Below are 11,579 nucleotides of genomic sequence, written 5' to 3'. Positions count from 1 at the left end.
AAGGAACAGCTGTGACAATAAGGATCGGAAAGGGTGCGGCGGCGCTGCTCGCCGGCGCCGTCAGCCTCGCCCTGGTCGGCTGCGCCGACAACGACGCCACCGCGCCGGATCCCGCCGGCTCCGAGGGCGGCGGCACCGTCATCGCCGGCCAGCCGGACGTCAACGGCGACGGCAAGGTGCTGATCGGGGTGCTCAGCCCCGGTGACATCAACGACAACGGCTACTACGAGAGCTTCGTCGCCGAAGCGGAGCGGTTCGCCAACGAGCAGGGCTGGGAGGTCATCAAGCGGGGCTCCGTACCGCCGACCGAGGCGCTCAGCTCGGCCCGGGCGCTGTGCCAGCAGGGCGTCGACATGGTGGCGCTGGGCGCCTCCGAGCTCAAGGACGCCATCCCCGCCTCCGAGGAGCCGGCCTGCGAGAACGTCGCCTGGTACGTGCCGTCGTCGGAGAACATCCCGCAGACCCCGGAGATCGTCATCTCCAGCGACGACCCGAACCAGAGCATGCTCGCCGCCGGGTACGCCACCGGTCTGCTGATGGAGGAGAACGGCGACACCAAGGCCGGCTTCGTCACCGGCATGGAGGTCGACTTCGCGATCAACGCCGCCCGGGCCTTCAAGGCCGGTATCCGGATGGTGGTCCCCGAGGCCGAGCTGGTGATCACCTACACCGGTGACTTCAACGACTCCGCCAAGGCCCGCGAGGCCGTGCAAGCGCAGATCGACCAGGGCGTCAGCGTGGTCTACCCGTACCTCGGTGGGGCCACCGACGCCGCAACCGAGCTGGCCAACGAGGGCGGCGCGATCACCCTGACCCCGGGCACCGACCGGTGCGACTCGACCGAGCCGGAGTTCGACATCTCGGTCATCTTCGACCCGGGTGCCTACTTCGCCGCCGCGCTGACCCTGTTCGCCGAGGGCGAGCTGGAGATGGGCACCACCAAGGTGTGGCAGATCGGTATCGACCCGTACCCGGCGATCAAGATCTGCGACCCGACGGCGGAGCAGACCGAGCGGATGGAAGCTTTCGTCACCGACGTGGCCGAGGGCAACATCGACACCGCCGCCGAGGTGGAGCGGCTCGGCGGCTGACCCGTCACCGCCCGTACCACTGAATCCACTGCCTGACCCGACTATCGAGGTGGAACGGACTGTGCACACCGACGGCCACACGGCGCCGGCGCTCACCCTGCGCGGAGTGAGCAAGCGCTACGGTCCGGTCGTCGCCTGCGACGCCGTGGATCTCGCCGTACGACCCGGCGAGATCCACGGCCTCCTCGGCGAGAACGGGGCCGGCAAGTCGACCCTGATGAAGATCCTGCTCGGGCTGGTGCACCGGGACGCCGGCAGGATCCTGCGCGACGGCGAGCCGGTGGAGATCGACACCCCGCAGCGGGCAGCCGACCTGGGGCTGGGCATGGTGCACCAGCACTTCAGCCTGATCGACCCGCTCACCGTCTGGGAAAACGTGATCATGGGCGACAGCGGCCGGGTCGACAGGGGCGCGGCCTGCGCCCAGGTCGAGCAGGTCGCCGAGCGGTACGGCCTGCCGATCGACCCGATGGCCCGGGTGGACCGGCTCTCCGCCGGGGAACGGCAACGGGTCGAGCTGATCAAGTGTCTGCGCCGCGACCCGTCGGTGCTGATCCTCGACGAACCGACCTCGGTGCTCACCCAGGCCGAGTCGGCCGAACTGTTCACCGTGCTGCGCCGGGTGGTGCAGGCGGAGAACCGGGCGGTCATCCTGATCAGTCACAAGCTGGCCGAGATCATCGCGGCCACCGACCAGGTCACCGTGCTGCGCCGGGGCGCGGTCGTGTTCCACGGGCCGACCGCACAGACCACCCCGCAGTTGCTGGCCCGACAGATGGTCGGCCGGGATGTGTCGCTGCGGGCGGAGAGCGCCGCGCTGGGCATGCTGCCGGTCGAACGTTCCGGCGACCGGCCGGCAGGGGACCAGCCAGTAGATGACCGGCCGGCAGGCGACCGGCCGGCGGGGCAACCCGTCGGCGGACCGGCAGAGCCGGTGACGGCAGGTTCCCCGCCGGCGCTGCGGCTGCGCGACGTCACCGTGCTCCTCGGCGAGCTGCGGATCCTCGACGCCCTCAACCTCGACGTCGCGCCGGGGGAGATCGTCGGCCTGTACGGGGTCGAAGGCAACGGCCAGGCCACCCTCGGCGACCTGCTCTCCGGGCTGGTCGTGCCCGACTCCGGCTCCGTCGAGATCGCCGGCGAACCGGTCGACCTCGACCGGGCCGGCGCGCTGCACGCCGCCGGACTCGGCATCGTGCCCGAGGACCGGCACCGCTCCGGCGTCGTGCTGGACATGACGATCGCCGAGAACCTGGTGATGAAGTCGCTGGCCGGGGTCTCCGGCAGCGGCGGGGTGCTCAGCCGGCGGCGGATCCAGCAGATCGCCCGGCAGCGGATGACCGAGTTCAACATCATCGCCCCGTCCCCGGACACCCCGGTACGCAGCCTCTCCGGCGGCAACCAGCAACGGGTGGTGCTGGCCCGGGAACTGTCCGCCGGACCGAGGGTGCTGATCGCCGCCCAGCCCACCCACGGGCTGGACGTCGGCGCGATCGAAGACATGTACGTGCGGCTGCGGCAGGCCGCCGCGGAAGGGGTGGCGGTTTTGCTGATCTCCACCGAACTCGAAGAGGTGATGGCCCTGTCCGACCGGGTGGCGGTGATCTCCTCGGGCCGGATCGTCGGCGTGCTCGACCCCGCCGAGGCCACTGCGGAACGTCTCGGCATGCTGGTCGGCGGGGTGAGCCACTGATGGCCACCTTGACCGGCCCGGACCCGGCCGGCCGGCGGCTGCTGGCCCGGCTCACCCCCGGCCCCGGCGGCTGGCAGGTCACCGCGGCGACGGTGGTCACGATCGCCGTCGCCCTCGGCCTGTCCGCCTTGCTGATCGCGGTTACCGGCGGCTCGCCGAGCGCCTCGGTGCAGGCGCTGTACCAGGGCAGCATGGCCAGCCCGCGAGCCTGGAGCAACTCGCTGCTCTACGTCGCGCCGCTGCTGCTGGTCGCGGTCGGTGCCTGCGTCAGCGCCCGGTCCGGCTTTTTCAACATCGGCCAGGAGGGGCAGGTGCTGATCGGGGCGCTGGCCGGTGCCTGGGTCGGCCTGCGACTTGCCCTGCCCGGGCCGCTGCTGCTGGTCGTCGTGCTGCTCGCGGCGCTGCTCGCCGCCGGCGGCTGGGCCGGGTTGAGCGCGCTGATGTACCGCTTCCGCGGGGTCAACGTGGTGGTCAGCACGCTGCTGATGACCTTCCTGGCCCAGCAGTTGGTGGCGTTCGCGGTCAACACCCCGTGGCTGCTGCAGGAGTCCCGGCTGGGCACCGGGGTGGTCTCGCCGCAGTCCAACCCGCTGCCGGAGAACGCCCGGCTCGCCTCCCTCGGTGAGTACCCGAATCTGCAGGTCAACGGGGGTCTGATCCTGGCCATCCTGGTCGCGGTGGCGATCAGCCTGGCGATGACCCGGACCCGGTGGGGGTTCCGGCTCAAGATGCTCGGGCTCAATCCGGTCACCGCCCAGCACGCCGGGGTCCGGGTCGGGGCCCTCGGCGGGATGGCGCTGGCCATCTCGGGAGCCTTCGCCGGTCTGGCCGGCGCGCTGCTGCTGACCAGCCCGATCGGCAGCCACCGGCTGCAGCCGGGGATGTCGTTGAACCTCGGCTGGGACGGCCTGCTGGTCGCCCTGGTCGCCCGGAACAATCCGCTGCTGGCCATCCCGGTGGCGGTGCTGTTCGGCGTGCTGCGCGCCGGTTCCAGCTTCCTGGCCGCCACCGGGGTGCCGTCGTTCCTGGTCGACGTGGTCAAGGCGCTGCTGGTGCTGGCGTTCGTGGCGCCGCCGGCGGTGATCGCCCTGCTGCGTCGGCGGCGGGCCGGCGGTGAGCCGGCTGGCACCCCGCCGCCGACCGGTGGCCTGCCGACCCCGACCCCGTCGACGGGAGAGCCGGCGGCACCCGGCACCGAGGTGCCGGCGATCGACGTCCCGGAGGCGACCGGCAGCAGGGAGACCGGCAGCGGGCCGACCGGTAGCGAGAAGACCACCATGGAAGGCAGGCCGGCATGAGCGCCGCCGACAACATCGCCACCATCTTGTCCAGTGGGGCGCGGCTGACCATCCCGTTGGCCTTCGCCGCCTGCGGCGAGTACGTGGCGCAGCGCGCCGGCACGCTGAACATCTCGGTCGAGGGCATGATGCTCGGCGCGGCGTTCGGCTCGGTCGCGGTGGCCAGCGCCACCGGCAGCGCCACCATCGGGCTGGCCGCCGGCGCGCTCGTCGGCGTGCTGGTCGCCGTGCTGCACGCCAACCTGTCGCACCGGGCCCAGATCAACACGTTCGTCGTCGGTCTGGTGCTCAACGCGCTGGTGCTCGGCCTGACCAGCTACCTGATCACTATCAGCAGCTTCACCGGGCACCAGGTGTGGCGGGTGGACATCCCGGTGCTGCGCGACATCCCGATCATCGGACCGATGTTGTTCGTACAGCGTTGGCCGGCGTACCTGCTGCTGATCGCGGTCCCACTCACCTGGTGGCTGGTGGAACGTAGCCGGTGGGGCCTGGAGTTGCGGGCGGTCGGGGAGAACCCGCAGGCCGCCGACGTCAGCGGAATCCGGGTCAACCACCGGCGCCGGCAGGCGCTGCTGTTCTGCGGTCTGCTCGCCGGGCTCGGCGGCGCCTACCTGGCGGTCGGTGAGGTCGGTTCGTTCAATCAGAACATGACCGCCGGCCGTGGCTACCTGGTGATCGCCGCAGTGATCTTCGGTGCCTGGCGGCTCGGTCGGACCATGATCGGCTGCGCGGTGTTCGGCCTCGCCGACGCGATGCGGCTGGCGCTGCCGGCGCTCGGTGTGACGATCAACTCGCAGTTGCTCATCGCCGCGCCGTACCTGTTGGCGCTGCTGGCCATGCTGGTCTTCGCCACTCAGCACCGAGAACCGAGAGCGCTGGCCAAACCGTTCCAGCGCGGCACCACCTGACCCCGGCCCGGTACGGGCCGGACACCCGGGCCCGGGTGCGGTGACGGCCTGCGGCCCCGGGTCGGCGCGGTGGCGGCGGTTCGCCGTCACCGCGCCGGGGTAGAGGACCGGCATGATCCGACCGACCCACGCCTCGCCGCAGGGCGAACGCTCCGCCGCACCGCGGCAGGGCGAGCGTCCCGCAGCCCGACCGCAAGCCGATCGCCGGCATCGATGACCGGGTCGACCTGGCCGCTGGCGCCGAGCGTCGCGGCGCTGGCGGTCGCCCTGCTGGTGATCGTCTTCGCCGGCAAGTCGCTGGCGTCGACCGCCGACACTCTCGCCGACCGGACCGGGATGGGCGAGGCCGTCGCCGGAGCGCTGCTGCTCGGCGCGGTCACCTCGCTACCGGGGATCGCCACCACCGCGATCGGCGCCTGGCAGGGCGACGCGCAGTTCGCCATCGCCAACCCGATCGGCGGCATCGCCGTACAGACGGTCTGGCTGGCCATCGCCGATCTGCTCTACCGGCGGTCGAACATCGAACACGCGGCCGCCTCGCTGGAGAACATCATGCAGGCGCTGGTGCTGGTGGCGCTGCTCTGCCTGCCGATCGTGGCCTACGCCACGCCCGGCCTGACCATCGGCTGGGTGCATCCGGCGAGCCTGCTGATCCCGGTCCTCTACCTGTACGGGCTGCACCTGGTCCGCCGGCTGCGACAGAATCCGATGTGGCGGGCCGAGCAGACCTCGGACACCCGGCAGGACGTACCGTACGACGCCGACGGCGACGCCGACGGCGCGCCCAGCACCCGCCGGCTGTGGCGGCGGCTGGCCGCGCTCGCCGCCGTCGTCGGCGGCACCGGCTACCTCATCGGGCAGGGCGGCCTGGGGGTGATCGCGGCGACCGGCCTGCCCAGCGGCTTCGTCGGGTTCACCGTCACCACCGCGATCACGTCGTTGCCGGAACTGGTCACCCTGATCGCGGCGGTCCGGATCGGGGCGTTGACCCTGGGGATCGGCAACATCCTCGGCGGCAACGCCTTCGACTCACTGATGATCTTCCTCGCCGACGCGGCGTACCGGCCGGGGTCGGTCTACACCGACGCGGCCTCCGCCGGTCTGCTCCTCGCCGGGTCGACCACGCTGCTCACCGTGACTCTCGCGGCCGGCCTGATCCTGCGTGAACGCCGGGGTGTCGGTTTCGAGGGCGTCGCCATCCCGGTGGTCTACCTGGTCACGGTGGTGTTGCTGCTGGCCCGCGTCGCCTGACCGCACTGCCCCCGGCGGGCGTCAGCTGCGGCGGCGCGACGCCGGGTCGGTGAGTGCCGGCGGCCGGTAGCCGGCGTCGGCCGGGTTGACGTTGTGCCCTGGCGGCACCAGCTCGTCGATGCGGTCCAGCACTGCGGCGGGCAGCCCGGTCAGCTCCCCGGCACCGAGCTGACTGCGCAGCTGGGGCAGGGTGCGTGGGCCGACGATGGCGCTGGTCACCGCCGGGTGGCTCAGCACGAAACCGAGGGCCAGCTCGATCAGGCTCAGCCCGGCCTGCGCGGCCAGCTTCTCCAGCTCGCCGACGACGTCGAGTTTGCGCTGCCGGGCGGCGGCGTCGCGGAAGTCGAAGTGGTCGGCGTTGCGTCCGGCCCGTGAGTCGGCGGGAACCTCGGCGGAGCGGTACTTGCCGGTCAGCCAGCCGCCGTTGAGCGGGCTGAAGGCGAGCACCCCGAGTCGGTGCCGCTGGCAGGTCGGCAGGACCCCGGCCTCCACCCCCCGCGCCATGATCGAGTACGGCAGCTGTTCGGTGGTGAACCGTTCCCGCTGCCGTCGCCGGGCGACCCACTGCGCCTCGACGATCTCCTCGGCGGGGAACGCCGACGAGCCGATCATCAGCACCTTGCCCTCGCGGACCAGGTCGGACAGCGCGCCGAGGGTCTCGTCGACGTCGGTGCCCGGGTCGGGCCGGTGCACCTGGTAGAGGTCGATCCGGTCGGTGCCGAGCCGGCGCAGGCTCGCTTCGACCGCCTGCCGGATCCACCGCCGCGAGTTGCCGCGTCGGTTGCGGTCGTCCCCCATCGGCTCGTGGAACTTGGTGGCCAGCACGACGTCGTCGCGCCGACCTCGTAGCGCCCGGCCGAGGATCTGTTCGGACTCGCCGTGCGCGTACACGTCGGCGGTGTCCACGACGTTGATTCCGGCGTCGAGTGCCTCCCCGACGATCCGCCGGCACTCCTGTTCGTCGGTGTTGCCCCAGGCACCGAACATCATCGCGCCGAGGCAGAGCGTGCTCACCTCGACGCCGGTGTCGCCGAGTCTGCGGTACTGCATCAGGACCTCCCGCCGCCAGCCTGTCACCTGAGCACCGGCGGCGGCACCGTTGCCGCAGCTCGAAGGCCGATCGCCGGGTTTGTGTCCCCGGCACATGGATCCCGGCTACCGTGCCGAATAGCCTGGTAGGCGCGCTGCAACAGACATTTCGGCAACTGGAGGTTCCTGTGGCGACCGGCCTGACCCACGCCCGATGGACGCACGTGGCACTGCCCACCGGCGACCTCGACAAGGCCATCTCGTTCTACACCTCGCTCACCCCGCTGGTGGTGGTCGAACGGTTCGCCGACGCCGACGGCGAGAGCGTCTGGCTCTCCAACGACAAGCAGGTAGAGACACCGTTCGTGCTGGTGCTGGTCTCGTTCAACAAGGACAAGGGCGGCCAGCTGGGGCTGCTGCACCCGTTCGCGCACATCGGCGTCGAGGTGCCGAACCGGTCCGACGTCGACGAGATCGCCGAGCGCGCCCGGGAAATGGGCTGTCTGCACTGGGAGCCGCGGCAGATGCCGCCGCCGGTCGGCTACATCTGCGCGTTGAAGGACCCGGACGGCAACGTCATCGAGATCTCCCACGACCAGCAGGTGTTCGACACCGTACGGCGGCTGTGGGGGAGCTGACCGGCGGACGCACCCGCGACGCGGTGCGGCGGTACCTGGCCGCGCTCAACGCCCGGGACGCCGACGCGGTCGCCGGCTGCGTCAGTCCCGGGTTCGTCAACGAGCACACCGCGGCGCTGGGCCGCACCGTCACCGGCCGGGCCGCGTACCGCGCCCGGCTGGACGGCTTCCTCACCGAGTTCGCCGACCTGCACTACGAGGTCGAGGATCTGCTGGTCGACGGCGACCGGGCGGCGGTGGCGTACCGGATGTCGTTCCGGCTGGTGTCGGCCGGGCGCGCGCCGGTACGCATCCGGGGCATGTTCCGCTTCCGGGTGGACGCCGACGGGCTGATCGCCCACCGGGTCGACTACTGGGACAGCGCCGAGGTGCACCGGCAGATCGCCGCCGCCGGCTGATTGCTGCCGGCCGGCTGGTCCCGCCGGCCGGTGGGTGCTCGGTAGAGTGGCGCCGTGGTGGTCACGGGTCGGGCGGCGGGTACGGCGAGCGAGGTGACCGGCGACGGGCCGGCCATCCAGACGGTGCAGCGCGCCGCGACGATCCTGCGGGCGTTCACCGTGGAACGGCCCCGGCTCACCCTGGCCGAGTTGACCGCCGACCTGGCGATCAGCCGGGCCACCGCACACCGGTACGCGCGGGCGCTGCGCGCCGCCAACCTGCTGCGGTTCGACGTCGCCACCGCCACCTACACGTTGGGGCCGCAGATCCTGGCGATGGAGGCGGCGGCCCGCGCCGCACTGCCGATCGTCACCGTCGCTGAGCCCTACCTCGACCGGCTGACCCGCGAAACCAACCAGACCTCGGTGCTGAGCATCTGGAACGGCGAGGCACCGACGGTGGTCCGGTGCATGGACAACACCAGCGGTGACGTGCGGCTCAGCGTGCGTACCGGCTCGCCGTTGGACCTGACCCGCTCGGCCCAGGGCCGGGTGTTCTGCGCGTACCTGCCGCCCGCCGAGAACCCGGTGGTGGCCCGGCAGCTGCGGCTGTCCGCCGCGCTGCGGGAGGTGGTCGCGCAGGTCCGCCGCGACGGCGTCGCGGTCAACTCACCGGAGGATTTCGGGGTACGGGTGATCGCCGCCCCGGTGTTCGAACGTACCCAGGTGGTCGCCGCGCTCGCGGTGCTCGGCACCAGCGTGGCGCTGGCCGGTCCGGCGCAGGCCGAGGCGGCTGATCAGCTGCGGCAGGTCGCGGGGGAGTTGTCCGAGACGCTGGGGGCGATCGCCGGTTAACGACGCCGGCTGGTCCGTCCGTTGCCACCCGGCTGGTGGCTGGTCCGTCCGTTGCCGTCCGGCTGGTGGCCGTTGCCGGCGACGCTGCCCAGTTCGGCGGTGACCACGGCGGCGGCGCGCTGCAGGGCGGCGGCCAGCGGACTGTCGGTGCCCTCCGGCACCGACGTGGTGGTGCCGACGATCGCCATGGCGGCGATCAGCGTCTGGCCCCGGAAGATCGGCGCGGCGATGCTGCGTACCCCGTTGACCGACGGCGTGTTGGCGGAGATTCCGGTGCGGCGGATCTTGTCGACCTCGTGGCGCAGCTCGGCCGAGGCTGCCAGGTCGGCGGCCAGCCCGGGGACGTCATCCGCCGGCAGGAACGCGCAGAACACCCGGCCCTGGGCGGATTCGGTGCGCGACAGTCGGGACCCGGTGCGGACGCTGACCCGGATCACCCGGTCGGTGTTGTCGTCGGCGCGGACCACCACCGCCGTGTCGCCGTCCCAGACGCTGAGCACCACGGTCTCGTCGACCTCGCGGACCAGCTGCTGCATGTGCGGGCCGGCGATGCTGATCACCGGCATGGCGGCGCGGGCGGCGGCGGACAGGGTGAGGATCTGCGGGCCCAGGGAGTAGAGGCCCTCGCGTTCGTCGTAGCGCAGCAGGTTGCTCTCCCGCAGCGCCTTGGTGTAGCGGTGCGCGGTGGCCTTGCTGGTGCCGAGGCTGGCGGTGAGCTCGTTGAGGCTCAGCCGGGGTCGGGCGGCGGTGAACGCGTTGAGGATCACCGCGGCGCGCTGCACGGTCTGGATCGCCGGGGTGCTCGGCTCGGCGAGCACCGGGGGGCTCACCTCGGCGGGAGAGCTGTCGTCCGCCATCTGGCTTCCTTATCTGGCTTCCTGGTCGGAAGCGGCGGGGCGTGCGCACCGGACGGGGGTAGGTGCGGGCGGCCGGGACGCGTACGGAAAGTGAGACAGCATCATGCCATACGGTACCCTGCGCTGTCGATGGTGCCGGTGTGCCGTACCGCGATGTCCGCATAAATGCCGGCGAACATTCGCAGATCGGCCAGCGCGTACCGGTCCCGTCGGGGATCGGCGGGATCGGTGCCCCGGCCCGGCGGTCCCAGCCGTACCGTCGGCACGTCCCGACCGCGCAGCACCACCCCGTCGGTCGAACCGGTCCAGCCGAGAACCGGCGGTGGCTGTTCACCGTACGCCGCCGTCCAGGCGTCGTACGCGTGCCGGGCGATCGGCGCGTCCGGTGCTGTCGCTGCGGCCGGGTGCACCAGTTGCCCGTCCACCGACACCGGGCACTCGGCCAGCGGGGTGACGGCGGTCGCGGCGGTGACGGCGGTCTGCACCTCGTCGCGGATCCGCGCCGGATCGTCACCGGGCACCGTCACCAGGTACAGGTGCAGGTCCAGTCGGCCCGGCAGCAGATCCGGCTTGGCCGGCTGCCCGGCGCGTACCGCACCGATGCCGACCTCGGCGCCGACCGCAGCGGTGGGATCGGCCCGGGCGGCCAGGTGCCGCCGACGGAAGGCCTCCAGCGCCTCGATCACCACGCCGAGATGGGTGACCAGCCCGCCGGGCGGCACCGCGTGGTCGCGAGCCAGCACCGGATGGAACCGGCCGGTCAGCCGTACCCGCAGGTAGAGGGCGCCTGGTTCGGCGGTCAGCACGCCCGGCGGACTGGTCTTGGCCAGCACCGCCGCGGCCGGCGCCGGATGCCGGTCCAGGTGCCGGGCGACACCGCCGGGCTGCTGCCGGGTCACGGTACCGGCATCCGTACGCGGTCGCGACCCACCGGGAGCTGCTGGCGGATGCGACAGGTGGTACCGGTGGGTTCCGGTGGCGGCCAGCAGCAGGGTCAGCCGGTGCGGTCGGTCGGCCGCCCGCAGCGCCTCGGCGGCGGCGACGAAACCGACCAGCGCGGTCGCGGCGGCGGCCCGGGCGACCCCGAGGCCGAAGCCGTCTACCAGGGCGTCGCCGTCCGGCCCGACCGACCGGCGCAGTCCACCCGCCGGACTCGACGAGCCGGTCATCGGCTCGTCGAAGTCCGGGTCACCGGTGAGGGAGGTGTCGAGGTGGGAGCAGATCAGCAGCTCCGGCGCGTTGTCGTGGCCGGCGGTGACCACGAGGTTGGCGCTGCGCGGCATCTCGGCGGTCGCTGGCAGCCGGTCGACCCGCCAGGCCAGCTCCGGCCAGCGGGCGCCGCCCCAGCCGGCCAGTCGTTCGGCGGTGGCCAACTCCTGTCCGTACGGGGTCGGCCCGGCGGTCAGCACCGTCAGGGCGTCGACGATCCGGTCCTCGCTCATCGCCTCATCCCATCACTCCCGTGACAGTTATCCAAGATGACGTCTCGCATGTTGACATAGCCAGGGTGTGGTCTCTAGCGTGACGTCACATCAACGACGCCGCTGTCCAACCAGATAACCGCAGGTCGCAGAGGCGC

At 72.1% G+C, this 11,579-nt stretch carries 11 protein-coding genes; 8 read left to right on the top strand and 3 right to left on the bottom strand.

The window, feature by feature from the left end; translation table 11 throughout:
* Nucleotides 1-11 precede the first annotated feature (11 nt).
* From EDC02_RS18865 to EDC02_RS18845, 5 genes are all read left to right on the top strand, one after another.
* Complete coding sequence (locus tag EDC02_RS18865) at nucleotides 12-1,091, top strand: BMP family ABC transporter substrate-binding protein (RefSeq protein WP_233606006.1); 1,080 nt, start codon at nucleotides 12-14, stop codon at nucleotides 1,089-1,091.
* A gap of 49 nt (nucleotides 1,092-1,140) precedes the next feature.
* Complete coding sequence (locus EDC02_RS18860; protein ID WP_233606005.1) at nucleotides 1,141-2,784, top strand: ABC transporter ATP-binding protein; 1,644 nt, start codon at nucleotides 1,141-1,143, stop codon at nucleotides 2,782-2,784.
* Nucleotides 2,784-4,082, top strand: coding sequence for an ABC transporter permease (locus tag EDC02_RS18855; protein ID WP_199757677.1), 1,299 nt, complete (start codon nucleotides 2,784-2,786; stop codon nucleotides 4,080-4,082). Before EDC02_RS18860 ends, EDC02_RS18855 begins: the two co-directional genes overlap by 1 nt.
* Nucleotides 4,079-4,993 (top strand): ABC transporter permease, encoded by a 915-nt coding sequence (locus EDC02_RS18850; protein ID WP_123603103.1) that lies wholly within the window; start codon nucleotides 4,079-4,081, stop codon nucleotides 4,991-4,993. The genes EDC02_RS18855 and EDC02_RS18850 overlap by 4 nt, the downstream gene beginning before the upstream one ends.
* Nucleotides 4,994-5,206: 213 nt before the next feature.
* Nucleotides 5,207-6,244 (top strand): sodium:calcium antiporter, encoded by a 1,038-nt coding sequence (locus tag EDC02_RS18845; protein ID WP_123603102.1) that lies wholly within the window; start codon nucleotides 5,207-5,209, stop codon nucleotides 6,242-6,244.
* Nucleotides 6,245-6,265: 21 nt separating this feature from the next.
* Here EDC02_RS18845 and EDC02_RS18840 read toward each other — a convergent pair whose 3' ends face one another.
* A complete protein-coding gene (locus EDC02_RS18840) occupies nucleotides 6,266-7,294 on the bottom strand; it encodes an aldo/keto reductase (RefSeq protein WP_123604930.1) in 1,029 nt (342 codons plus the stop codon).
* 167 nt (nucleotides 7,295-7,461) lie between these two features.
* Between EDC02_RS18840 and EDC02_RS18835 the strand changes: the two genes are divergently transcribed.
* Genes EDC02_RS18835 through EDC02_RS18825 form a run of 3 tightly spaced genes read left to right on the top strand, consistent with a single transcriptional unit; the run spans nucleotide 7,462 to nucleotide 9,143 of the window.
* Nucleotides 7,462-7,911, top strand: a complete 450-nt coding sequence (locus EDC02_RS18835; protein WP_123603101.1) for a VOC family protein — start codon at nucleotides 7,462-7,464, stop codon at nucleotides 7,909-7,911.
* Nucleotides 7,899-8,309, top strand: coding sequence for a nuclear transport factor 2 family protein (locus EDC02_RS18830; RefSeq protein WP_233606004.1), 411 nt, complete (start codon nucleotides 7,899-7,901; stop codon nucleotides 8,307-8,309). Before EDC02_RS18835 ends, EDC02_RS18830 begins: the two co-directional genes overlap by 13 nt.
* A 54-nt stretch (nucleotides 8,310-8,363) precedes the next feature.
* The gene (locus EDC02_RS18825) at nucleotides 8,364-9,143 is read left to right on the top strand and encodes an IclR family transcriptional regulator (protein WP_123603100.1); all 780 of its coding nucleotides are present in this window, start codon (nucleotides 8,364-8,366) and stop codon (nucleotides 9,141-9,143) included.
* On the opposite strand, the gene EDC02_RS18820 is transcribed toward EDC02_RS18825, so the two are convergent.
* Together EDC02_RS18820 and EDC02_RS18815 are read right to left on the bottom strand one after the other, a co-directional pair.
* On the bottom strand, nucleotides 9,140-10,000 hold the full coding sequence (locus EDC02_RS18820) for an IclR family transcriptional regulator (RefSeq protein ID WP_123603099.1): 861 nt from the start codon (nucleotides 9,998-10,000) through the stop codon (nucleotides 9,140-9,142). The two genes, EDC02_RS18825 and EDC02_RS18820, sit on opposite strands and share 4 nt — an antisense overlap.
* A gap of 101 nt (nucleotides 10,001-10,101) precedes the next feature.
* The gene (locus tag EDC02_RS18815; RefSeq protein WP_123603098.1) at nucleotides 10,102-11,442 is read right to left on the bottom strand and encodes a hypothetical protein; all 1,341 of its coding nucleotides are present in this window, start codon (nucleotides 11,440-11,442) and stop codon (nucleotides 10,102-10,104) included.
* Nucleotides 11,443-11,579 lie beyond the last annotated feature (137 nt).

It is taken from the genome of Micromonospora sp. Llam0, from assembly GCF_003751085.1.
GTDB lineage: Bacteria > Actinomycetota > Actinomycetes > Mycobacteriales > Micromonosporaceae > Micromonospora_E.
The sequence above is the reverse complement of the archived record's forward strand: the minus strand, read 5'-3'. Positions and strand labels throughout refer to the sequence as shown.

Excerpts from the sequence above, each read along its gene's own strand:
- EDC02_RS18850 (WP_123603103.1), top strand. The coding sequence starts at position 4,079 with ATGAGCGCCGCCGACAACATCGCCACCATCTTGTCCAGTGGGGCGCGG.
- EDC02_RS18840 (WP_123604930.1), bottom strand. The coding sequence starts at position 7,294 with ATGCAGTACCGCAGACTCGGCGACACCGGCGTCGAGGTGAGCACGCTC.
- EDC02_RS18855 (WP_199757677.1), top strand. The coding sequence starts at position 2,784 with ATGGCCACCTTGACCGGCCCGGACCCGGCCGGCCGGCGGCTGCTGGCC.
- EDC02_RS18815 (WP_123603098.1), bottom strand. The coding sequence starts at position 11,442 with ATGAGCGAGGACCGGATCGTCGACGCCCTGACGGTGCTGACCGCCGGG.
- EDC02_RS18820 (WP_123603099.1), bottom strand. The coding sequence starts at position 10,000 with ATGGCGGACGACAGCTCTCCCGCCGAGGTGAGCCCCCCGGTGCTCGCC.
- EDC02_RS18845 (WP_123603102.1), top strand. The coding sequence starts at position 5,207 with ATGACCGGGTCGACCTGGCCGCTGGCGCCGAGCGTCGCGGCGCTGGCG.